The organism is Halostella sp. PRR32 (genome assembly GCF_034808085.1).
Lineage (GTDB): Archaea > Halobacteriota > Halobacteria > Halobacteriales > Natronoarchaeaceae > Halostella > Halostella pelagica.
Genome location: NZ_JAXHGL010000001.1, coordinates 329,875 through 351,084, shown reverse-complemented (window position 1 = coordinate 351,084; position 21,210 = coordinate 329,875). Strand labels below are relative to the sequence as shown.

The window sequence follows — 21,210 nt, the reverse complement described above, 5'->3', positions numbered from 1 at the left end:
ATCACCGCTGACGACTGTCGAAATCGCACGAACGGAGGGCAGACGATGACCGGAGGGCTCCCCGGACCCGATCCGGGTGCGCGGCCACATCCCGACGGCCGCCGCAACTCTCAGGGCGCTCGCATCGACCCCGCGGTCGAGGCAGAGCCGGAGGCCCAGCGCGCCGTGCTGTCGGCGACGGTCAAACACGAGCCAGGCGTGCTGGCCGCCGTCTCGGGGCTGTTCTCCCGGCGGCAGTTCAACATCGAGAGCCTCACGGTCGGGCCCACAGAGGAGGAAAACCGCGCCCGGATCACCCTCGTCATCGAGGAGCCCGAACCGGGCATCGAACAGGCGAAAAAGCAACTGGAGAAGCTCATCCCCGTCGTCTCGGTGACGGAACTGGAAACCGACGCTACCCAGCGCGAACTCGCGTTGATCAAGGTGTCGGGCGAGAAGCCCGACCAGGTCCAGTCCGTCGCCGAGATGTACGGCGGCGAGGCCGTCGACGTCAGCCAGGAGACGGTCACCGTCGAGATAACGGGAAGCAGACAGAAGATAGAGGCCGCTGTCGACACCTTCCACCGGTTCGAGATACTGGAGGTCGTCCGCACCGGCACGGCCGCGCTCGAACGCGGCGCGGAGGAAACGAGATGATGAACGCGTTCACCCCCCACCGACACCAATGACAGAGGAATTCACTACCACGGTATACTACGACGAGGATGCGAACAGTGCGGCGATCGACGACAAGACCGTAGCGGTCCTGGGTTACGGTAGCCAGGGCCACGCCCACGCGCTCAACCTACACGAAAGCGGTGTGGACGTGGTCGTCGGCCTGCGAGAGAACTCCTCCTCGCGTGCGGCCGCCGAGGACGAGGGACTGACGGTCGCGACGCCGGACGACGCGGCGGCGGCGGCGGACATCGTCTCCGTCCTCGTGCCCGACACCGTCCAGCCCGCCGTCTTCGAGGCCATCGAGGACGAACTGGACGAGGGCGACACCCTGCAGTTCGCCCACGGGTTCAACATCCACTACAATCAGATCCAGCCCCCGGAGCACGTCGACGTGACGATGGTCGCGCCGAAGTCGCCGGGCCACCTCGTCCGCCGGAACTACGAGCAGAATCAGGGGACGCCCGGACTGATCGCGGTGTATCAGGACGTCTCCGGCGAGGCCAAGGAGGAGGCGCTGGCGTACGCCGAGGGGATCGGCTGTACCCGTGCGGGCGTCATCGAGACGACGTTCCAGGAGGAGGTCGAGACTGACCTGTTCGGCGAGCAGGCCGTCCTCTGTGGCGGCGTCACCAGCCTCGTCAAGCACGGCTACGAAACGCTCGTCGACGCGGGGTACAGTCCCGAGATGGCCTACTTCGAGTGCATGAACGAGCTGAAACTCATCGTCGATCTGATGTACGAGGGCGGGCTCGGCGAGATGTGGGACTCCGTCTCCGACACCGCCGAGTACGGTGGCCTCGTCAAGGGTGACGAGATCGTCGACGACCACGCCCGCGAGAAGATGGAGGCGACGCTCGAAGAGATCCAGACCGGCGAGTTCGCCCGGGAGTGGATCGCGGAGAACCAGGCCGGCCGCCCGAGCTACACCCAGCTTCGGCAGGCCGAGAAGAACCACGATGTCGAGAACGTCGGCGAGCGCCTGCGCGACCTGTTCGCGTGGGCCGAAGCCCAAGACGAAGCCGAGGAAACCGATAAAGAACAGGTGAGAGCAGATGACTAAAATGAACGACGTCGACCACACGCATCCGTACGACGACCGTACGGCCGGCAAACTGTTCCGACGCGGCCCCACCGTCGCGGCGGACGGAGGAGAAGCGGAGGCGGAGCCGGAAGAAACGGAAGAACAGTCTAAAAACCAGATGCGCGACGTGAGCCACGACGACCCGGAAGGCGAGGGTGCGAACCGCGTCTTCGAACGGGGCCGGGAACACACCGACTCCGACGAGGACGAGGCTGTAACGGAGCACGTGACCGAAGAATGAGTTCCGATAGTCCAGCCTCGGCCGACCACACGCTCGCTGTAGCCGGGTGGTTCGCGTGAGTCAGGGCACGCTGTACGACAAGGTCTGGGAGAACCACAAGGTGACCGAACTCCCGACGGGTCAGGACCAGCTGTTCGTCGGCCTCCACCTCATTCACGAGGTGACGAGCCCGCAGGCGTTCGGCATGCTCCGCGAGCGCGAACTCGAGGTCGCCTACCCCGAACTGACACACGCGACGGTCGACCACATCGTCCCGACATCGGACCAGTCACGGCCCTACGGTGACGACTCCGCCGAGGAGATGATGGCCGAACTGGAGGAGAACGTCCGCGATGCGGGCATCGACTTCTCCGACCCGACGACGGGCGATCAGGGGATCGTCCACGTCATCGGCCCGGAACAGGGCCTCACCCAGCCCGGAACGACTATCGTCTGCGGCGACAGCCACACGTCGACACACGGCGCGTTCGGCGCGCTGGCGTTCGGTATCGGCACTAGTCAGATCCGGGACGTGCTCGCGACGGGCACCATCGCGATGGAGAAACAGAAGGTCCGGAAGATCGAGGTGACGGGAGAACTACCGGACGGCGTCGAGGCGAAGGACGTCATACTCGAGATCATCCGACGCCTCGGCACCGAGGGCGGCGTCGGATACGTGTACGAGTACGCCGGCGAGGCCATCGAGAACCTCGACATGGAAGGCCGAATGTCCATCTGCAACATGTCGATCGAGGGCGGCGCTCGCGCGGGGTACGTAAACCCCGACGAGACCACCTACGAGTGGCTCGAAGGCCGCGACGAGATCCCCGAGGGCGAGGCGTTCGAGGAGCGAACGGAGTACTGGGAGTCCATCCGCTCGGACGAGGACGCCGAGTACGACGACGTCGTCACCATCGACGGCTCCGAACTCGAACCCGTCGTCACCTGGGGCACCACGCCCGGCCAGGGCGTCGGCGTCACCGAACCGATCCCGGAACCCGAATCCCTGCCCGAGGAGAAACGAGACACCGCCCGGCGCGCCCAGGAACACATGCGCGTCGAACCCGGCGACACGATGGAAGGGTACGACATCGACGTCGCCTTCCTCGGCTCCTGCACTAACGCTCGCCTGCCCGACCTGCGCCGCGCAGCGCGCATCGTCGAGGGCCGAGAGGTCCACGACGACGTCCGCGCGATGGTCGTCCCCGGCAGCCAGCGCGTCCAGCGGGCCGCCGAGGAGGAGGGGCTGAAAGAGACCTTCGAGGAGGCCGGATTCGACTGGCGCAACGCCGGTTGTTCGATGTGCCTCGGCATGAACGAGGACCAGCTAGAGGGCGACGAAGCCTGCGCTTCCTCGTCGAACCGCAACTTCGTCGGCCGACAGGGAAGCAAGGACGGTCGGACCGTCCTGATGAACCCCCGGATGGTCGTCGCGGCGGCGGTCAACGGCGAAGTCACTGACGTCCGCGACCTGAAGGAGGTGACCTCCGCATGAGCACGCGAAGACGGTCCGGCTCACTGCGTTACGCGGGCTGCGACTTCTCTACGCAAGCGGACCGCACGAGGTGGTCCGCATGAGCGACGACATCGAAATCCCCGAGGTCAACTACGTCTCCGGGTCCGGCGTCCCGATCCGCGGCAACGACATCGACACCGACCAGATCATCCCGGCGCGGTTCATGAAGGTGGTCACGTTCGACGGTCTGGGCCAGTTCTCGTTTTTCGACCTGCGGTTCGACGAGGACGACAACCAGAAGGACCACCCGTTCAACGAGGAGCGCTACCAAGACGCGAACGTCATGGTCGTCAACGCCAACTTCGGCTGCGGGTCGTCCCGCGAGCACGCTCCGCAGGCGCTGATGCGCTGGGGCATCGACGCGATCATCGGCGAGTCGTTCGCGGAGATATTCGCTGGAAACTGCCTTGCGCTCGGCATCCCGACAGTCACGGCCGACAGCGAGACTATCGAGGCGCTGCAGGACTGGGTTGACGAGAATCCCGACGGCGACATCGAGGTCGACGTCGAGGCCGAGACGGTGACGTACGGAGAGACGACCGTCGACGTCACCGTCGACGACGCCCAGCGGAAGGCGCTGGTCGACGGCGTCTGGGACACGACCGCGCTGATGAAATCGAACGAGGAGGCGATCCGCGACACCGCCGAACGGCTGCCGTACGTCGAGGACGGCAAGCGCGTCTGAGTTAGCTGCGCCTGCGACCGTTCACTCTTTCTCCCCGGCTATCGTCTCGACGGTCCACCCGTCGTCGGGGATCGTCGCCGTCGCGTCGAGTTCGAGAACCGCTCCCGAAACAGGTATTGCTGGTGTCTCGACCACACACCCCGCCGGATAGTGGGGCCGGTCGACGAACTCGGACTGCACCTCTTGAACGGTCCCCCGCGTCGACGGAGAGTACACCCCCGTCTCGACGTACCAGCGTAGCTTGACGAGGTCGTTCGGGGTGCCGTCGAGGTCGTCGAGCATCTTCTCGACGAGGCCGAACAGTTCGCGAGTCTGCTCGCGAACGTCGCCCTCCGGATAGACGAGCCCGTTACACTCGACGTGAATGCAGTCCTCGCGATGAGTTGCGATCGCCAGGGAGATCTGCGGTTCGTCTAGTTCGTCGGACTCTATCGTACCCTGACCGGGTGCGATGACCGTCTTCTTCATCGGTCGTTCGCCACCTCCGCGGCGTCGAGTCCCCGTTCGAGATAGTCAAGCACCGTCGGCCACGAGTCCACTGCCGCGTGTGCGGTCCCACGCGGCGTGCCACCGCCCTTCTCGAAGCCCGTCGTCGGAACGTACGGCACCGAGATGAGGTGGCCCGCGTCGTCGTAGGTTCGATGAACGTACTCGTGCGGGAAATCAGCCTCTTTCAGACGCTCCAGCGCGATATTCGACAGTCGTCTCGCGTCCCAGAGCCGGTCGTCGCCGCCCGAGAGTAGCAGAACCGGCCCCTGCGTCTCCTCGACCGCGATAGACGCGGCATCGACTGGTTCGTCTTCCAGTCCCGCCTGGATCGTCTCCCGCGGGATGTCCTTGCCTTCGAGGTGCGGGACGGCCTCGCCGCCGTCGACCCAGCCGGGTTCGCCGCTCGGCGTGTCCCACGCGACGCCGCTTCCGGCGTAGGAGACGACCGCCCCGACCCAGTCGCGGCGCGCACCCAGCAGGAGTGCGAGTTCGCCGCCGCGGGACCCGCCGACGACGCCGAGTCGGGCGTCTTTCACCGCCGGTTGCTCGCGGAGCCAGTCCGCCGCCTCGTCGAAGTACGCCAGCGGGATACTTCGGTGGTCGTCGGGGATCGCATCGTCCTCGCCGAAGTACTGGACCGCCAACGTAGCGTACCCGTGCGAGGCGAGTAGCTGTACGGTTCGGACCGGCGTCTTGCCGCCGGACCCGTGTAGCGAGAGCACGCCCGAATGCGGGCCGTCACCCGCCGGTTCGTAGAGCGTGCCGACGAGGCCGTCCCGTTTGACGGGCCGCGACGTGACCCCGTCGTCGTACAGTTGCCGGGTGATGGTTCGCTTGGCGTGACGATCGCCGCTCGCCGCTCGCAGGTCGACCGTGACCGCGGGATCGGTGTTCAGTTCGGGCAGCAGGGCGTCGGCGTCGGTCGTCATGGACCACAGCCAGCCCATCGGCTCGAGGCCGTCGTAGGTTCCGTTTTCGGGCGAGCGTTCGGTCAGGTCGACGACGCCCTCCGCGTCCGCGGTAAACGTCGCCCGGGAGCGCCACTCGACGCCGTCGTCGTCGACCAGTGACGCCTCGAACTCGACCGTCGCGTTCGGGGTCGCACCCGTTATTCTGACGGTGATCGGTTCGTCGTTCGGGCTGGTCGCTGGCGCTCGTATTGCGAAGCCGGTAGTCGTGCTCGAACCGTCGGTCGTGCGTGAACTGTCGGACGTGCTTGAGTCGTGAGACGGATTTGAGTCGCCAGTCACACTTGAGTCGCCGGTCGAACTCGGATCGTGTCGTGCAGATCGGTCGGACATAGCTGTTGCTGTCTGTTGGGTTTGGTCGCGTTCGGTGCCGCGTGTCGCTGGTCGCGGTGTGTGTCTGCGAAGGGGTCGGTCAGTCGACGAACAGTTGCACGTCGTCGCTCGGGGGTGCGTCGTCGTCCAGCAGGTCGGCAGGGACGGTGTCGTGCCACTCGACCGTCCAGGATTCGTCGCCGTCGACGGACGCCTCGGTGTACTCGTCGGCAGGGGTCGCCGAGAAGACGAGATGGGTGGTCTCGTCGAAGGGGTCGTCCTCGCCCTCGACGACGTGTTCGGCGTGTCGAACGCGTTCGACCCCGGTTATCTCGACGTCGATACCCGCCACGTCGGCGACCTCTTCCTTCGCGGCGGCGACGTAGTCGCCGTCGGTCTCGACCTTCGGGCTTGGCAGGACCGCAGCGCCCGCATCGCGGTCGACGATGATCAGAGTCTCCCCGTCCTCGTTCGTCACGCCGACGATGGCTCGTCCCGCGTAGTCGGCCTCGCAGTGGTCCTGCTCCGGGTGGGGGAAGCTGTCAGTGACTTCGTCGATAGCTTCGCGGTCGCTGAACGCGGCGGGGTCGGTCACTGATTCGAGTGCGTCGTCTGCTGTCGTTCGGTCTTGCATGTATGGATCTGTGTCGCGATGGTTGGATGCCAGTGCGGTTTCGGTCGGGTGTCGGTGCAGTTTCGGTCGGGACCCGATCTCTCGGATGGGTGTTTTCCGGCGTCTCTCCCCGAAAGCGGCGCGTGGATGGTCGGTCAACGGGACCGAACAGGCTGGCCGATGGCGGTGACGGGTCGGTTTCGGTCGCATCCTCACGATACGGATACGGTTCAGAGTGCGCCGTTACTGGGGTCAGACGTCGGAACAGAATATACTGGGAACCGATACAAGAAGCTACCGATTTAATTCCGCGGTCCGTCTCTACTTAATAATTCGTTCCCCGGGGATAAATAGCTTGGGGTGGTTGTTGAGGTGTTCAGCGGCTACACCGTTCGGCACGCCCGGCGGCCCCGCGAACCAGCGGCCGAACTCTGGAGAAGTCCTACCGGTACCGAATCCCTTTCCAACCACCGCTACGTTTCGGTAGCTATGACTCACCAGATCGCCGTCATCCCCGGCGACGGGATCGGACAGGAAGTGACGCCCGCCGCAGTCGACGTACTAGAGGCGCTGGCCCCCGACTTCGAGTTCGTCGAGGGCGATGCCGGCGACGCAGTGAAAGCAGAGACCGGAGAGGCGCTGCCGCAGGACACCAGAGATATCGCCGCGAACAGCGACGCAACGCTGTTCGGCGCGGCGGGCGAGACGGCGGCGGACGTCATCCTTCCGCTCCGCGACGTGGTCGGCTCTTTCGCGAACGTCCGCCCGGCCGTCTCGTACCCCGGACTCGACGCCGTCCAGCCGGATACCGATATCGTGTTCATCCGCGAGAACACGGAGGGTGTCTACTCCGGTATCGAGAGCGAGATCGCCGACGGCGTGACGACGCTCACTCGCGTCGTCACTGAGGACGCGTCCCGCGACATCGCCGAGTTCGGCTTCGACTACGCCGCGGCCAACGGCTACGATGATGTCACCGTCGCCCACAAGGCGAACGTGATGCGCGAGACGGACGGGTTGTTCCTCGAAACGGCCGAGGCCGTCGCCGAAGAGCGCGACGCGGCGTACGACACCGCGCTGATGGACGCGCTGGCGATGCATCTCGTCATGCATCCCGAGGAGTACGGCGTCGTGATCTGCCCGAACCTCGCCGGCGACATGCTGTCGGACCTCGCGGCGGGGCTCGTCGGCGGACTCGGTCTCTTGCCGAGCGCCAACGTCGGTTCGGAGAACGCGCTGTTCGAACCGGTCCACGGCTCCGCGCCGGACATCGCGGGGAAGGGCATCGCCAACCCTTCGGCGATGATCCTTTCGGCCGCGATGCTGCTCGACCACCTCGGATACGGTGACGAGGCCGACCGCGTGCGCGCCGCCGTCGAGGGCGTTCTCGACGAGGGGCCGCGAACCCCGGACCTCGGCGGCGACGCGACTACGTCGGACGTCACAGAGGCAGTGATCGACCGCCTCTGAGCGTAGCTCTCCGGCGCTGACGACAGCGAGACCGCTGGTAACGGTGGCCGTTTCGGCAGGCGGTCGTTCCCGCGGAGTCGGAACGACGAGAAAGTATTACTATTCTCGCACCTAACACTCGAACAGGTGTACTACACGATGCCAGTAGCAACACCGCTGTTCGCGCCCGGCGGCCTCGAACTCGTCGCAGTACTGCTGCTCGTCGGCCTGCTGTTCGGCGCAAAGAAGATCCCGAAACTCGCACGGTCCAGCGGCGAAGCCATCGGCGAGTTCAGGAAAGGGCGCGAGAAGACCAGACAGGAACTGGAAGAACTCCGCGACGAGGACTAACGCCGTCAGTCCGTCCGTGTCGACGGGAGCGGACGCACGTCCGGAGACGCCGTCACCTGACGCACTGATGGCCCGTCACCCGATGCACTGGCCCCGTCACCTGATGCACTGACGGCTCATGTTTAAGCCGTTTGCGTGCGTTGGTTCTGTCATGCCAAAGATCGATCTTGACGAGGACACCGTCGAGCGGTTAGACGCGCTTCGCGTCGACGACGAATCCTACGACGAACTCGTCAACGAACTCATCAACATCTACCAGGCCGAGGAGCTGACGCTGTTTCGGTCGGGCGACGGCTAGACCGGCGATTAACAGTCGTTGCCTCCTCGGTCGCCCGTATGCAGGCGATCGATGGGTAATCCGTTTCGATGGCTACTCTACCCCTGCGCAGCCGTCCGGACCTCCTCCCACTTCCCCTTCTGTTCGAGATGCGCCTGTAACTCGTCGGCGTACTCCTGTGCCAACGTTGCGGCGGCTTCGGCGCGTTCCCCGTCCCCGCCGCTCTCGCTGCCGCCCAGACCGAGCGCGTCCTTGATTCCGGAGAGAAACCCCTCTGATGATCCCGAGCGAGCGCCGCCGCTGGGACCGCCACCGCCGCCTGCGCCCATCCCGCCCATCTTCGAACGGGCCTCTTCGATCGCCGGCATCACCTGATCGATGTTGTCGGTAACGGCGACGATGCGCGCCGCTTCCGGGTCGTCGGGGTTCTCTATGTCCAGTTCGACGGCGGTCATGATCATCCCCCACTCCTGGTTCGAGAACCGGGAGTTCTGAACGTGCTGAGAGAACTCCTGGTCGACCGCCATTCGGTCGCCCACGATACGGTCGGTCCACTCGCTGTCTGTCATACCAGTCGATTAGTAACAAAGCGGTATCAGGGTTTCCCCCGCCGTACGCCGTTCTGCGGTCGGAAACCGCCAGGAAACCGGCGAACCGACTTCAGCGGATCGAAACTTCCGCCTTGAGGTCGCCTTTGACGGCGTCGCCGACCTTGCACAGTTCGTCCGCTCGCTCGATGATCGCTTCCTTCTTGTCGTCGTCCACGTCGGCGTCAGTCGTGACGTCGAACGATACTGATTCGAGTTTGTCGTCGTCGTTGAGGTCGCCTGTCGCGTCGATTTCGATGCGACCCAGGTCGCCGGCGTCGCGTTGCTCGGCTCCGACGCGGAGAGCGGGAACGTAACAGGAGGCGTACGCCGCGAGCAGGGCCTCCAGCGTGTCCGGTGCTTCCTCGCCGGTCGCGTCCACGGTCGTCTCGAAATCGCGGATCTGATTCGTCGTGCTGTACCCCTCTTCGGAGACGCTGTGGACTTCTTTTGCCATTGCAACTGCAACATCAACGGCCGGTGTCGTAAGCGTTGCTCACTCGGAAAATACGACGGACCCACAGGATGGCACCGAGACCCCCCGGCGGCGATACACCCCGCGTAGAGGGGACCGACCGATGGAACGCCGAGGAGCGGATTCGCCTCGACGGGAAAGAACGGCCGCATGTCGCCGTGTACAACGGCGTAAAGCAGGACGCGGGCGTAGACGCCGCCGACCAATCTGGCGGCGATCCGCAGTCGGGTACAGCCGTCGGTATCAGTACCCTTCGCTCAGGTCGAACGTCTCGTCGCCGTCCAGCACGTGGGCCTCGGCGTCGCTACCGGTTCCTTTGACCTCGTTGACGAAGTCGTCGGTATCTATCTCGATCGGCGGGAACGTGTCGTAATGCATGGGGAACGCGTGGTCGACGTCCAGCCAGTCGACGGCGATGGCGGCCTGCATCGGTCCCATCGTGAAGTGGTCGCCGGCCGGGACGGCGGCTGCGTCCGGTTCGAGGTGCGGGCCGATAACGTCGCGCATCTCCGTCATCAGGCCGGTGTCGCCCGCGTGGTAGAACGTCTCGCTCTCCTCGTCCGAAACCTGCGTGGGTTTCGTGTCGCTGATGACGTAGCCGACGGGCGGACCGGCGGAGTACTCGTAGCCAGTGTTGATGCCGTTCGTGTGGTCGGCGCGGTGCATCGTCACGTACGCGTCGCCGCACTCCACGGTGCCGCCGAGGTTCATCCCCATCCCGCCGACGGCGTCCTCGAAGCCGAACTCGTCCTCGGCGAACGCGGCGAGTTCCGGTACCGCGACCAGCGTCGCGTCGGAGAAGTGACCCGCGTCGCCGACGTGGTCCGCGTGGCCGTGCGTCAGCAGGACGTAGTCGGGTTGCTCGACGTCCGACGGGTCAAGCGACGTGTGCGGGTTGTCGAAGAACGGGTCGATCAGAAGCGACGTTTCACCGACTTCGACGTGCCACGTGGCGTGGCCGTGCCAGGTTAGTTCCATAGTCGTCCGGACATACGTCCGAACTGCACTTAAACGTGGGCGGAGCGAACCCCGAAACGCGGACGGAGAAACCGGAGACAGTGGTTGTTTGCGGTAGACGGGCGCGAACAACCGGAGTCTGCCACTCGACACGTGTGAACACGGATCTACCTGCCGATACGTATTACCCGCCGACACGTGTGAACGACGACGGCGAACTGGTTCTGCTTCCGGCGGTTTTCGTGCATACCGTTTTAGCGATGTCTCCCCAACGGTCTCTCGTGCTAACGCTCCAACTGGACGATTTCATGGTCGAACTGAAAGACGGCGCTATCAAGAACGTCGGTCCGTCGAACAAGTCCGCCTCGGCGAAACTGTTCGACGTGACCGACGCGGAGGCAAGGGAGTTCGGGGACAAGCGCGTCAAACTGGTCTTCGAGGACGAGGACGGAAACGAGGTGCAAGTGGCGCTGTTTCCGGAGGACGTACGATCGATAGTCGACGACGTGGAGGCGCTGGAGGACGATAGCCCGGTTTTCGAGTAGCGAGTTCGTTTCGACAACCGTTTTAGGCCAGGGATATTTATCTCTGTCAAATGGGTACCTGTATCATCTGCGGTACGCCCGCCGACGGGCGGATCTGCAGTAGCCATGAAGAAGACGTCCTCTTCGAATTCAGAGGCGACAGTGCAGACGAACTGACCCCCGGCCGCTACTACCGCGGCACCGTCGACGGCTTCGCCGAATTCGGCGTGTTCGTCGACGTCGGTGACAGCGTCACCGGCCTCCTCCACAAGAGCGAACTCGACAAGCGCCTGGAGAGTCTCGACTGGGACTCGGGCGACACCGTCTACGTCCAGGTGACGGACGTTCGAGACAACGGCAACGTCGACCTTGGGTGGTCGATCCGACAGGGCGAAGACGAGTTCCGCGGAACGCTCGTAGACGACCCCCACGCCGATGCGCCGGAGGCGAGTCCGACGGGAAATGAAGACGCGGCCGCAGAGCCCTCAGGAGGCGGTGCGGCCGCAGCGAGCGCCAGTGCGGTAGCGACGACCGACTCGGTCGAAGACGAGGCCGAGACCGAAGCGACCGACGAGGAACCCGAGTCGGACCCGTCGCGGGTCACGATCGAGTCCCTCTCGGAGCGGGTCGGTGACAGCGTCCGGATCGAGGGAGAGGTCGCCGGCGTTCGGCAGACCTCCGGTCCCACGGTGTTCGAACTCCGCGACGAGACCAGTACGGTCGAATGTGCCGCGTTCAAGGAGGCCGGCGTCCGGGCCTACCCCGACGTCGAAACCGACGATTACGTCCGCCTCGACGGCGAGGTCGAACTCCGACGCGACGAACTGCAGGTCGAAACCGAATCGCTGGTCGTCCTCGACGACGAGGAGGCCGCCGCCGTCGACGAGCGGTTGACGGCCGCGATGACCGACCGCGCCCGCCCGGGCGAGATCGACCTGCTCGCCGACGACGACCCCGCCGATACCGTCGAAACCGCGATCGGCGACGCCGCCGAGGCGGTCCGGCGCGCCGTCTTCGAAGCGCGACCCGTCATCGTCCGCCACAGTGCGACGGCTGACGGCTACGCCGCCGGTGCCGCGATCGAGCGTGCGGTCCTGCCGCTCGTCCGCGATGAACACGTCAAGGCTGACGCCGAGTACCACTACGTCGAACGCCGTCCGCTCGACGGCGAAGTGTACGACATGGACGCCGCGACGAACGACGCTACCCAGATGCTCGAAGCGCAGGAGCGACACGGCGAGAAGCTCCCGCTCGTCGTCCTCGTGGACGCCGGTAGCACCCTGGAATCCAGCGACGGCTACCGCCTCCTCGACGTGTACGGCGCTCACCGCGTCGTCGTCGACGCCAGCCATCCCGACGACGATATCGTCGACGACGTCGACACCATCGTCAACCCCGGTCTGGCCGACGGCGACGCCGACGACGACCTCACCACTACGGCGCTCGCCGCGAACGTCGCCGCGCACGTCCGCGACGACATCCGCGACGACCTTCGACACCTGCCGGCGGTGAGCTACTGGGGCGACGCACCCGAACAGTACGCCGCCCTCGCCGACGAGGCCGGCTACGACGAGACGGCCCTCCGAGAGCGGCGCGAGGCCATCGCACTGGAGGCGTACTACCAGTCCTACGACGACAAGCGCGAACTCGTCGCCGACCTCCTGTTCGGGCAGGCCGAGGCTCCCGGCGACGCGGAGAGCCTCGCCGCCCACGTGAGCGAGCAGTTCCGAGAGAAGTTAGACACCGAAGTCGAAACGGCCGACCGGAACCTCTCGGTCCGCGGCGAGAACGGCGTCACCTTCGCCGTCCTCGACACCGACGACTTCACCCACCGCTTCGACTTCCCGCCGACGACGCTGCTACTGGATGAACTCCACCGTCGTCGCCGAGACGACGCCGACGAACCGTTCGTCACTCTCGGTGCAGGTGACGACGAGATCCACCTCCGTAGTACCCAGGCAGTCGACGTTCGCGCCGTCGCCGAGACGGCGAGCGAGTACGCCGACGATGCCGGTATCTCCGTCGTGGGCGGCCGCGACGGCCATCTCGAATTCCTGACCGGCGAGCGCGACGAAGTCCTCGACGGCGTCGTCACCGCCGTCGCCGAAGAACTGGGCGAATAGACGCCACCGCGTTTTCCGTCGTTCTCTCCGAACAGCGGCGACGCCGGCTACTCCGACTCGCTCGTCGCCTCGCTGTCTGTCTCTTTCTCTCGAACGACGACCTCCGAGATCCGAACCCCGTCTAACCCATTGACCTTCAGGTCGTAGCCGTTCATCGTGATCCGGTCTCCGATCTCCGGAGCGCGGCCGAGTCGGTCCAGCACCAGTCCGCCGATCGTTCCGACCTCGTCGGCCTCGAACTCGGTGTCCAGTGTCTCGTTGACCTCGGCTATCGTCACGCCGCCGTCGATGGCGTACGTCCCCTCGCCGCGACGGTCGATCGTCGGTTCGCGCTCGTTTGCGTCGAACTCGTCCCTGATGTCGCCGACGATCACCTCCACGACGTCTTCGACCGTCGCGATCCCTTCGAACGACCCCCACTCGTCGATCACGGCGGCAATCTGGGTCTGTTCGGTCTGGAACTCGGTCAGGAGGTCGTTGACTCGCCCGGTCTCCGGAACGACGGGGATATCGCGCGCGAGGTCGCCGGCCGTGACGGCGTCCCCGTCGACGGAGTCGATCGCCCGCAGAACGTCCTTGACGTCGACGAATCCGGTTATCTGTTCCCCGTCCGCCTCGATGACCGGGTATCTGGTGTGTCCCGCCTCGGTTATCAGGGTGCGTAGGTCGGACAGGGGGAGGTCGGCGGATACGGTCACCACGTCCGGCCGCGGGACCATGACCTCGCGGACGGAGGTGTCGTCGAGTTCGAAGACATGCTCGATCATCTCGACCTCCTCTCTGTCGATGTGGCCTTCCCGTCCGGAGCGAGTCAGCACCGTCAGTATCTCCTCTTCCTGAAGCGTCTCGTTCGTCTCGGACGCTGGCGAGACGCCGACCAGGCGGGTGAAGAAGTTCGCCGTACCGTTGAACACCACGATACCGGGGACGAACAGGTAGTAGAAGAACTTCATCGGCGGCGAGACGAGCAAGGCGATCCGCTCGGCTTTCGCGATCGCGATAGTCTTCGGCGCGAGTTCACCGAAGACGACGTGCAGGAACGTGATGAAGCCGAACCCGACCGCGAACGCGACGAGGTGAACGGCTGACGACGGCAGGACGGGAGCGAGGACTGGTTCGATGAGCGCCGCTACGGCCGGTTCCCCGATCCAGCCGAGGCCGAGGGAAGCGATCGTGATCCCGAGTTGGGTGACCGCGAGGTAATCGTCGAGGTTCTCGAGGGCGTCTTGCAACGTGTCCGCGCCCGCTCTCCCCTCTTCGACGAGCATATCGACGGCCGTCGACCGGACCCGAACGTAGGCGAACTCTGCGGCGACGAAGAACCCGTTCAGAAGCACCAGAAACAACGCGCCCAAGAGACGCGCTGCCGAGAACAGGACGTCTACCATCCGCGTCCGCTCCGGGAACGAGTCCGCAGTGGTGTCGAGCCGACCCGCGTACCTTCCGCCGGGGTTCGGGAGGTCGTTTCTCTTGTGGCTACGACGCAGAACGGAGCGTCATCGTCTCGTGGGGGGACGACGTTCATGATCCGGGATACGCAGTGAAATCACAAAACGGTGATGACATGATACGCCCGTCTCCCCCGAGCGACACGCTTAACCGCTCGACGGAGCCATTTATCCACAATGAGTATCGAGTCGGACGCCACCGAGTCGGACGCGTTCGAGCGTGTCTGCGAGGAGTTGGTCGACCGCATCCTCGAAGGCGACCTGGAACGCGACGACGTCGAGAAGGCGAAACTGGAGGTCTGCTCGGAGCACTCTTCGCCGAAGGTGCCGAAGAACTCCGAGATCCTCGATTTCGCGCCCCAGGAGCGCCGCGAGGAACTCGAATCGGTGCTACAGCGCAAGCCGGTCCGGACGGCGTCAGGCGTTTCGCCCGTCGCCATCATGACGAGCCCGCACAACTGCCCGCACGGGAAATGCCTCTACTGTCCAGGCGGTCCCGACTCGGAGTTCTCCAGTTCGCAGAGCTACACCGGCAACGAACCCGCCGCCGCTCGCGGCGTACAGAACGATTACGACCCGTACGGACAGGTCCGCCTCCGCTTGGAGCAGTTACGGGAGATCGGCCATCCTGTCGACAAAGTGGAGCTAATCCTGATGGGCGGGACGATGACCGCCCGGAGCCACGACTACCAGGAGTGGTTCGTCAAGCGGGCGCTACAGGCCATGAACGAATATGACGTGGACAAACAGCCCGAACCCGCCCAGGGCGAAAGCTTTGCTCAAGAGCCCGAGGAGTACGACTTCGAGTACGTCGAGGACGTGATCGCCCGCAACGAGACGGCCGACGTCCGCAACATCGGGACGACGTTCGAGACGAAGCCCGACTGGTGCGACCAGGAGCAGATAGACCGGATGCTCCGCCTGGGCGGGACGAAAGTCGAGGTCGGTGTCCAGACCACCTTCGAGCGGATCAACCGCGAGATGCACCGGGGCCACGGTGCACAGGCCTCTATCGACGCCAACCGCCGCTTGCGCGACGCCGCGTTCAAGGTCGGATTCCACATGATGCCGGGTCAGCCAGGCATGACCGAGGAGATGTGTCTGGAGGACTTCCGGCGACTGTTCGAGGACGAGAAGTGGAAGCCTGACTACCTGAAGATCTACCCGACTCTGGTCGTCCGCGGAACCCAGACGTACGACATGTGGCACAACGACGAGTACGACCCCCTCGGCAACGAACAGGCGGCGGAACTGGTCGCCGAGATCAAGTCGATGATCCCCAAGTACACGCGCCTCCAGCGGGTCCAGCGGGACATTCCCGCGGACTTCATCGACGCCGGCGTCTGGAAATCCAACCTCCGGCAACTCGCCCGGAAGAAGATGGACGAACACGGCTGGACCTGCGACTGCATCCGCTGTCGCGAGGTCGGCATGAACGACGAAGCCCCGGAGGACGTCGAACTCGACGTGACGACGTACGAGGCCGGGGGCGGGACGGAACACTTCATCAGCTACGAGGACCCCGACAACGACTTATTGATCGGTTTCTGTCGTCTACGGTTCCCCGGGAACACCCAGCGCGAAGAACTGCACGACGCCGCGCTCGTCCGTGAACTCCACGTGTACGGACCGATGGTGGAGGTCGGAAACGAGAGCTACGACTGGCAGCACAAGGGGTACGGCCGGAAACTCCTCCGACGGGCCGAGGCCATCGCGGCCGACGCCGGCTACGAGAAGGTAAGCGTTATCAGCGGTATCGGCGCGCGGGAGTACTACCGCGAGAAGTTGGGCTACTATCAGGACGGGCCGTACGTTAGCAAACGACTGTAGCGTCCGAGAGCGACCCGAGCGGTCGGGCACGCGGACTAGGCCGAGAAGCAGCGGCGGGACCGTCTTTCACCGCACGTTGTTACCCCCGCTGGCCGCCTCGCCCGGCGCTTCGACGACGACGCGGCCGTCGCCGTGTATCGTCACCGAACACTTGTTCAAGCGGAGCGTTAGGGTCGCCCCCGAGCGCTCAGCCCCGCCGTGTCTGTTCTCGAAGATGGTGTTTAACGCGTCAGGGTCGACCGCCTCGTTCAACGGATCTATAGCGGTCGGTTCGACGTTTCTGATGGCGGCGACGGCAGTGACCACTGTCGAACTGAGCGAATCGTCTTCGTCCCAGTCGTGATGGACGACGTAGGTGTCTCCGTCGGAGTCGGGAGTGTCCCTATCCGAGTCTCTCATCTGCCATCGTCCTCACCGTTCCGGGGTGCCATCCGATCGGTGACCGGTTCTTGCAGCCACACGTACAGAACGGTGTTGCGAATACGGATAAGGATTATGTCTAATTAATTTGAACTGGAAAAATCGCGTCCGTGCGGGCCGTTCATACCGTAAACGTCGTATCGATAAACGTCATCACGGCGAACCCCGCGATAAACGTCAGCGTCGCAGCGTCTGCGTACCCGTGTGCGTGGCTTTCAGGGATCATCTCGCGGAAGATGACGGCCATCATCGCGCCCGCTGCGACGCCCGCGGCAAGTGGGAACGCATCGACGACGAACTCGACGAGCAAAAACCCGATGACGGCGGCGACTGGTTCCGGAACGCCGCCGGACAGCGTGGTAAACAGCACGGTCTTGGCCTTCGAGACGCCCGCCTGACTCGCGGGGACAGCCATCGCGAACCCGTCGGGCACGTTCTGGACGGCGATGGCGGCGGCGATAGCGAACCCGATACCTTCCTGTCCGCTGGCGAAGGCGATGCCGACGGCGAGGCCCTCTGGGATGTTGTGGATCGTGATCGCGCTGCCGACCAGCATCGCCTTCCGCATCTTGTCGTCGATGTCCGGTTCCTTCGGCACGTCGACGACCGCTTCGGCATCTATGGGGGTCGCGTCTTGTCCCTTGCCTTCGCCGCGTTCCCGCCCGAACAGGAGGTGGATGTGCGGGACGAGTCGATTCGCGCCGAGGAGGAACAGCCCACCGCCGGCGAGGCCGACAAGTACCTCCGTCATCGACCCGAGTTCCAGTCCCGGGACGACGAGGGTAAACACCGCCGCACCGAACATGATCCCGGCGGCGAACCCGAGCGCCGAGTCGTACATTTTGTGACTGATGCGGGAAGTGACGAGGATCGGAAGCGCGCCGATGCCGGTGGCGCTTCCCGCCAGAAGGGCGACCGTGACGACTTCGCCGAGCGACGACATGGGAACGGCAACGCATTGCCCCGGTAAAAAACCCGCGTGGCGGCCGGTCTGACAGTGATCCGAGGCGATACCGGGAGAGCCGATCGGTCAGCCTTTTCCCGCGGCCACGAGAAGAACGGACATGGAGCAAAAGCGGGAACTGACGAGCGTCGACCTCGCGGCCCTCGTCGGCGAACTCGGGAGCTACGAGGGGGCGAAAGTCGACAAGGCCTACCTCTACGGCGACGATTTCTTGCGCCTCAAGATGCGGGATTTCGACCGCGGGCGGGTGGAGCTGCTGGTGGAGGTCGGAGACGTAAAGCGCGCACACGTCGCGGATCCGGACAACGTACCGGACGCGCCGGGGCGGCCGCCGAACTTCGCGATGATGCTGCGAAACCGGTTGTCCGGCGCTGATTTCGCGGGCGTCGAGCAGTTCGAGTTCGACCGGATTCTGGAGTTTCACTTCGAGCGCGGGGACGAGAACACGACGATAATCGCCGAACTGTTCGGCCCCGGCAACGTCGCCGTTCTCGACGCGAACGACGAAGTCGTGGATTCGCTCGACACCGTCCGTCTCAAGTCCCGGACCGTCGCGCCGGGTTCGCAGTACGAGTTCCCCGATTCACAGGGGAATCCCTTGCGGATGGACTTCGAACAGTTCGCCGCGTCGATGGACCAGTCGGATTCGGACATCGTGCGGACGCTCGCGACGCAGTTGAACCTCGGCGGCCTGTACGCGGAGGAGCTCTGCTCCCGCGCAGGCGTCGAGAAGGGGACGGACATCGCCGACGCGACGGAGGAGCAGTACGAGGCGCTGTTCGACGCCGCGGATCGCCTCCGCGAACAACTCGAAAACGCCGAACTCGACCCCCGGATCTACGAGGAAGATGGACAGGACGTCGACGTGACGCCGTTCCCGCTCAGCGAGTACGAAGGCCTCGACAGCCGTTCGGCCGACACGTTCAACGCGGCCGTCGACGAGTACTTCTACGAACTCGACCGCTCGGACGACGACGACCAACCCGCGGTCGACGACTCGCCCGACTTCGAGTCCGAGATAGAGAAAAACGAGCGTATTATCGAACAGCAACAGAACGCGATCCAAGGGTTCGAGCAACAGGCACAGGAGGAACGGCAACGGGCCGAACTCCTCTACGAACGCTACGGTCTCGTGGACGACGTGCTTTCGACGGTACAGGACGCCCGCGAGCGCGACACTTCGTGGGAAGAGATCGCGGACACCTTCGAAGACGGTGCGGACCGGGGCATCGAGGCCGCCGAGGCAGTCGTCGACGTAAACGGCGACGAGGGAACGGTGACCGTTCGCCTGGACGGGACCGACGTGGAACTCGACGCCAGCGAGGGCGTCGAACACAACGCCGACCGCCTCTACACCGAGGCGAAACGCATTGAGGAGAAAAAAGAGGGCGCGCAGGCCGCGATCGAGGACACCCGCGAGGCGTTAGCGGAAGTCCGCGAACGCAAAAAGCAGTGGGAGCAAAGCGACGACGAGGGCAACGAGGGGACCGAGGACGAGGAAGAGACGGAAGACATCGACTGGCTTTCGCGGCCCTCGATCCCGGTCCGGCGCTCCGAACAGTGGTACGAGCGGTTCCGCTGGTTCTACACGAGCGACGACTTCCTCGTCATCGGCGGCCGCGACGCCGACCAGAACGAGGAACTCGTCAAGAAGTACCTCGAACCCGGCGACCTGTTCTTCCACGCGCAGGCCCACGGCGGCCCCGTTACGGTGATCAAGGCGACGGGGCCGAGCGAGTCCGGGAAAAACGTCGATATCCCCCAGCAGAGCAAAGACGAGGCGGCCCAGTTCGCGGTTTCGTACTCCTCGGTGTGGAAAGACGGGCGCTTCGCCGGGGACGCGTACATGGTCACCCCGGACCAAGTGAGCAAGACGCCGGAGAGCGGCGAGTTCCTGGAGAAGGGCGGATTCGCCATTCGCGGCGACCGCACGTACTTCCGTGACGTTGCGGTCGGCGTCGCGGTCGGCATCACCTGCGAGCCCTCGACGCGGGTTATCGGCGGGCCGCCGTCGACCATCCGCGACCAGGCCGAGACGTGGATCGAGGTGGAACCCGGCCAGTACGCGCAGGCCGACGTGGGCAAGAAGCTGTACCGCGAGTTCCGCGAACGCTTCGAGGACACGTCGTTCGTCCGCAAGGTGGCCAGTCCCGACCGGATCCAGCATTTCCTCCCTCCTGGCGGCAGTCGAATCTCGGAGGACTGACGCCGGTCGGAGACGGACACCTGTCGCTCTCACTCGTCGACGTCCGTTGGGGTGTCGGGCTCAGAAGCGCCACCGTCGCCCGCCGCTGTCGATGAGCGCTTACGGGAAGTTCACTCGGACCGGTCGAGATACGTCGTTTCCTCGCCGACGGCGACCATTTCGGTCGCGTCCATGTCGAGGAACGAAGCGGCATCGTCCTGGACGCGGCTGCCGGCGTCGGAGCCGAACGCTTCGTCCATGGCCGCCGGACTTTCGAAGTGAAGCTGAGCGACGTAGTCGACGCCGCTACGGTCGGGGTCGAAGGGAATAGAGTACGTGTACGTCTGGACGCCGTCCATCTCCTCGACGAGCGGCGCGTGTTCGGTTTCCATGTACTCGATGCACTCCTCGTGTGACGTACCGTCCTCGCGTTGTGCCAGAATGACCATTTTGGCTGCCATACCGTCAGATCGATCCTCGACCGTACTGAAACTACGGGTATTTCGTTTGCGACCGACCGAGTTGATCGACACCTCGATTCCGACGGAGCGACCGACGCCTGCGAGACGAGTTTCGACCCAGTGACCGACTGCTTACTCAATAGTAATATTTATTACTATTACGTAGAAATACCAGTATGTATGTATTCGAATTCTCGTGTCTTCTCTACACCAGCGTCTCGAAACGAACCCGAGAGGGACCTGGCTAGCGCGGCAGTAACCGCCTGTACTAGTAGAGCATCCACGGCGATTCATCGCCGAAAAGCACGGAATATTCTACCGATAGAGCGATCGTTGTTGTGGACGGAAAAGAAGCTAAAGCGCCCATAGTGGTTTCAAAACCGCCTTTATGTGCGAAGCTCTCCGGCACAGATGATGCCGCAAAATATCTGATATCATCCACGGAGACGACGCGGCTACGGTCGTCCCGAACATCGCTGCCGCTGGGACCTATGCCGTCGCGAGGGAGCGGCGAGAGCAATACACGGACGTTCAAAACTCACTGTTCTCAAAATAAAATATATTATTGAAATTAGACTAATATGGCGGACGAACGATCTTCCTGCCGAACGTCACGCG

At 64.4% G+C, this 21,210-nt stretch carries 21 protein-coding genes and 1 pseudogene; 12 read left to right on the top strand and 10 right to left on the bottom strand.

All coding sequences use genetic code 11. The features are described from left to right. Positions 1 to 45: 45 nt before the first annotated feature. From ilvN to leuD, 5 genes are all read left to right on the top strand, one after another. Complete coding sequence (gene ilvN, locus SM753_RS01910; protein WP_135534381.1) at positions 46 to 636, top strand: acetolactate synthase small subunit; 591 nt, start codon at positions 46 to 48, stop codon at positions 634 to 636. 28 nt (positions 637 to 664) lie between these two features. After that, positions 665 to 1,717: a ketol-acid reductoisomerase gene (gene ilvC, locus SM753_RS01905; protein WP_135534380.1), complete on the top strand. Its 1,053-nt coding sequence runs from the start codon at positions 665 to 667 to the stop codon at positions 1,715 to 1,717. After that, complete coding sequence (locus SM753_RS01900) at positions 1,710 to 1,979, top strand: hypothetical protein (RefSeq protein WP_138797625.1); 270 nt, start codon at positions 1,710 to 1,712, stop codon at positions 1,977 to 1,979. The genes ilvC and SM753_RS01900 overlap by 8 nt, the downstream gene beginning before the upstream one ends. 55 nt (positions 1,980 to 2,034) lie before the next feature. Next, positions 2,035 to 3,453 carry a 3-isopropylmalate dehydratase large subunit gene (gene leuC / locus SM753_RS01895; protein WP_138797624.1) on the top strand — a complete coding sequence of 473 codons (1,419 nt, stop codon included), beginning with the start codon at positions 2,035 to 2,037 and terminating at the stop codon, positions 3,451 to 3,453. A gap of 79 nt (positions 3,454 to 3,532) precedes the next feature. Continuing rightward, complete coding sequence (gene leuD, locus SM753_RS01890) at positions 3,533 to 4,159, top strand: 3-isopropylmalate dehydratase small subunit (protein WP_135534377.1); 627 nt, start codon at positions 3,533 to 3,535, stop codon at positions 4,157 to 4,159. A 21-nt stretch (positions 4,160 to 4,180) separates the two neighbouring features. On the opposite strand, the gene SM753_RS01885 is transcribed toward leuD, so the two are convergent. The 3 genes from SM753_RS01885 to SM753_RS01875 form a co-directional block, all read right to left on the bottom strand. Beyond that, the gene (locus SM753_RS01885; protein WP_323190331.1) at positions 4,181 to 4,627 is read right to left on the bottom strand and encodes a Rid family hydrolase; all 447 of its coding nucleotides are present in this window, start codon (positions 4,625 to 4,627) and stop codon (positions 4,181 to 4,183) included. Continuing rightward, positions 4,624 to 5,898 (bottom strand): acyl-CoA thioesterase/bile acid-CoA:amino acid N-acyltransferase family protein, encoded by a 1,275-nt coding sequence (locus tag SM753_RS01880; protein ID WP_323190330.1) that lies wholly within the window; start codon positions 5,896 to 5,898, stop codon positions 4,624 to 4,626. The genes SM753_RS01885 and SM753_RS01880 overlap by 4 nt, the downstream gene beginning before the upstream one ends. 130 nt (positions 5,899 to 6,028) lie before the next feature. Beyond that, positions 6,029 to 6,562 carry a hypothetical protein gene (locus SM753_RS01875; protein ID WP_323190329.1) on the bottom strand — a complete coding sequence of 178 codons (534 nt, stop codon included), beginning with the start codon at positions 6,560 to 6,562 and terminating at the stop codon, positions 6,029 to 6,031. A 468-nt stretch (positions 6,563 to 7,030) separates the two neighbouring features. On the opposite strand from SM753_RS01875, the gene SM753_RS01870 reads away from it, so the two are divergent. The 3 genes and pseudogenes from SM753_RS01870 (at position 7,031) to SM753_RS01860 (ending at position 8,639) form a co-directional block, all read left to right on the top strand. Next, positions 7,031 to 8,011: an isocitrate/isopropylmalate dehydrogenase family protein gene (locus SM753_RS01870; protein WP_135534373.1), complete on the top strand. Its 981-nt coding sequence runs from the start codon at positions 7,031 to 7,033 to the stop codon at positions 8,009 to 8,011. Between the two features lie 138 nt (positions 8,012 to 8,149). After that, positions 8,150 to 8,338, top strand: a pseudogene (locus SM753_RS01865) (twin-arginine translocase TatA/TatE family subunit); the annotation flags it as partial. Positions 8,339 to 8,492: 154 nt separating this feature from the next. Next, entirely contained in the window at positions 8,493 to 8,639 is a 147-nt protein-coding gene (locus SM753_RS01860; RefSeq protein WP_323190328.1) for a hypothetical protein, read from the top strand. A 77-nt stretch (positions 8,640 to 8,716) separates the two neighbouring features. Here the strand turns inward: SM753_RS01860 and SM753_RS01855 are convergent, their stop codons facing one another. From SM753_RS01855 to SM753_RS01845, 3 genes are all read right to left on the bottom strand, one after another. Then, a complete protein-coding gene (locus SM753_RS01855) occupies positions 8,717 to 9,187 on the bottom strand; it encodes a DUF5799 family protein (protein WP_323190327.1) in 471 nt (156 codons plus the stop codon). A gap of 91 nt (positions 9,188 to 9,278) precedes the next feature. Beyond that, positions 9,279 to 9,662 (bottom strand): OsmC family protein, encoded by a 384-nt coding sequence (locus SM753_RS01850; RefSeq protein WP_135534370.1) that lies wholly within the window; start codon positions 9,660 to 9,662, stop codon positions 9,279 to 9,281. A 261-nt stretch (positions 9,663 to 9,923) separates the two neighbouring features. Further along, positions 9,924 to 10,658 (bottom strand): metal-dependent hydrolase, encoded by a 735-nt coding sequence (locus SM753_RS01845; RefSeq protein WP_138797619.1) that lies wholly within the window; start codon positions 10,656 to 10,658, stop codon positions 9,924 to 9,926. Positions 10,659 to 10,918: 260 nt separating this feature from the next. On the opposite strand from SM753_RS01845, the gene SM753_RS01840 reads away from it, so the two are divergent. Together SM753_RS01840 and SM753_RS01835 are read left to right on the top strand one after the other, a co-directional pair. Then, positions 10,919 to 11,182 carry a hypothetical protein gene (locus SM753_RS01840; protein ID WP_135534368.1) on the top strand — a complete coding sequence of 88 codons (264 nt, stop codon included), beginning with the start codon at positions 10,919 to 10,921 and terminating at the stop codon, positions 11,180 to 11,182. 50 nt (positions 11,183 to 11,232) lie between these two features. Further along, positions 11,233 to 13,284 carry an OB-fold nucleic acid binding domain-containing protein gene (locus SM753_RS01835; protein WP_323190326.1) on the top strand — a complete coding sequence of 684 codons (2,052 nt, stop codon included), beginning with the start codon at positions 11,233 to 11,235 and terminating at the stop codon, positions 13,282 to 13,284. Positions 13,285 to 13,331: 47 nt separating this feature from the next. Here the strand turns inward: SM753_RS01835 and SM753_RS01830 are convergent, their stop codons facing one another. Beyond that, positions 13,332 to 14,672 (bottom strand): hemolysin family protein, encoded by a 1,341-nt coding sequence (locus SM753_RS01830; protein ID WP_323190325.1) that lies wholly within the window; start codon positions 14,670 to 14,672, stop codon positions 13,332 to 13,334. Positions 14,673 to 14,909: 237 nt separating this feature from the next. Between SM753_RS01830 and SM753_RS01825 the strand changes: the two genes are divergently transcribed. Continuing rightward, positions 14,910 to 16,562 carry a tRNA uridine(34) 5-carboxymethylaminomethyl modification radical SAM/GNAT enzyme Elp3 gene (locus SM753_RS01825; RefSeq protein ID WP_135534365.1) on the top strand — a complete coding sequence of 551 codons (1,653 nt, stop codon included), beginning with the start codon at positions 14,910 to 14,912 and terminating at the stop codon, positions 16,560 to 16,562. A 66-nt stretch (positions 16,563 to 16,628) separates the two neighbouring features. On the opposite strand, the gene SM753_RS01820 is transcribed toward SM753_RS01825, so the two are convergent. Together SM753_RS01820 and SM753_RS01815 are read right to left on the bottom strand one after the other, a co-directional pair. Next, positions 16,629 to 16,961: a HalOD1 output domain-containing protein gene (locus SM753_RS01820; RefSeq protein ID WP_323190324.1), complete on the bottom strand. Its 333-nt coding sequence runs from the start codon at positions 16,959 to 16,961 to the stop codon at positions 16,629 to 16,631. A 142-nt stretch (positions 16,962 to 17,103) separates the two neighbouring features. After that, positions 17,104 to 17,925, bottom strand: a complete 822-nt coding sequence (locus tag SM753_RS01815; RefSeq protein ID WP_138797613.1) for a ZIP family metal transporter — start codon at positions 17,923 to 17,925, stop codon at positions 17,104 to 17,106. 121 nt (positions 17,926 to 18,046) lie between these two features. On the opposite strand from SM753_RS01815, the gene rqcH reads away from it, so the two are divergent. Continuing rightward, a complete protein-coding gene (gene rqcH, locus SM753_RS01810; RefSeq protein ID WP_323190323.1) occupies positions 18,047 to 20,152 on the top strand; it encodes a ribosome rescue protein RqcH in 2,106 nt (701 codons plus the stop codon). Between the two features lie 110 nt (positions 20,153 to 20,262). Here rqcH and SM753_RS01805 read toward each other — a convergent pair whose 3' ends face one another. Next, the gene (locus SM753_RS01805) at positions 20,263 to 20,592 is read right to left on the bottom strand and encodes an EthD family reductase (protein WP_323190322.1); all 330 of its coding nucleotides are present in this window, start codon (positions 20,590 to 20,592) and stop codon (positions 20,263 to 20,265) included. Positions 20,593 to 21,210: the final 618 nt, after the last annotated feature.

Bases quoted from the DNA above. Each gene is read 5' to 3' on its own strand.
- ilvN (WP_135534381.1), top strand. From the start codon at position 46: ATGACCGGAGGGCTCCCCGGACCCGATCCGGGTGCGCGGCCACATCCC.
- ilvC (WP_135534380.1), top strand. From the start codon at position 665: ATGACAGAGGAATTCACTACCACGGTATACTACGACGAGGATGCGAAC.
- SM753_RS01900 (WP_138797625.1), top strand. From the start codon at position 1,710: ATGACTAAAATGAACGACGTCGACCACACGCATCCGTACGACGACCGT.
- leuD (WP_135534377.1), top strand. From the start codon at position 3,533: ATGAGCGACGACATCGAAATCCCCGAGGTCAACTACGTCTCCGGGTCC.
- SM753_RS01885 (WP_323190331.1), bottom strand. From the start codon at position 4,627: ATGAAGAAGACGGTCATCGCACCCGGTCAGGGTACGATAGAGTCCGAC.
- SM753_RS01875 (WP_323190329.1), bottom strand. From the start codon at position 6,562: ATGCAAGACCGAACGACAGCAGACGACGCACTCGAATCAGTGACCGAC.
- SM753_RS01870 (WP_135534373.1), top strand. From the start codon at position 7,031: ATGACTCACCAGATCGCCGTCATCCCCGGCGACGGGATCGGACAGGAA.
- SM753_RS01860 (WP_323190328.1), top strand. From the start codon at position 8,493: ATGCCAAAGATCGATCTTGACGAGGACACCGTCGAGCGGTTAGACGCG.
- SM753_RS01855 (WP_323190327.1), bottom strand. From the start codon at position 9,187: ATGACAGACAGCGAGTGGACCGACCGTATCGTGGGCGACCGAATGGCG.
- SM753_RS01850 (WP_135534370.1), bottom strand. From the start codon at position 9,662: ATGGCAAAAGAAGTCCACAGCGTCTCCGAAGAGGGGTACAGCACGACG.
- SM753_RS01845 (WP_138797619.1), bottom strand. From the start codon at position 10,658: ATGGAACTAACCTGGCACGGCCACGCCACGTGGCACGTCGAAGTCGGT.
- SM753_RS01835 (WP_323190326.1), top strand. From the start codon at position 11,233: ATGGGTACCTGTATCATCTGCGGTACGCCCGCCGACGGGCGGATCTGC.
- SM753_RS01830 (WP_323190325.1), bottom strand. From the start codon at position 14,672: ATGGTAGACGTCCTGTTCTCGGCAGCGCGTCTCTTGGGCGCGTTGTTT.
- SM753_RS01825 (WP_135534365.1), top strand. From the start codon at position 14,910: ATGAGTATCGAGTCGGACGCCACCGAGTCGGACGCGTTCGAGCGTGTC.
- SM753_RS01820 (WP_323190324.1), bottom strand. From the start codon at position 16,961: ATGAGAGACTCGGATAGGGACACTCCCGACTCCGACGGAGACACCTAC.
- SM753_RS01815 (WP_138797613.1), bottom strand. From the start codon at position 17,925: ATGTCGTCGCTCGGCGAAGTCGTCACGGTCGCCCTTCTGGCGGGAAGC.
- rqcH (WP_323190323.1), top strand. From the start codon at position 18,047: ATGGAGCAAAAGCGGGAACTGACGAGCGTCGACCTCGCGGCCCTCGTC.
- SM753_RS01805 (WP_323190322.1), bottom strand. From the start codon at position 20,592: ATGGCAGCCAAAATGGTCATTCTGGCACAACGCGAGGACGGTACGTCA.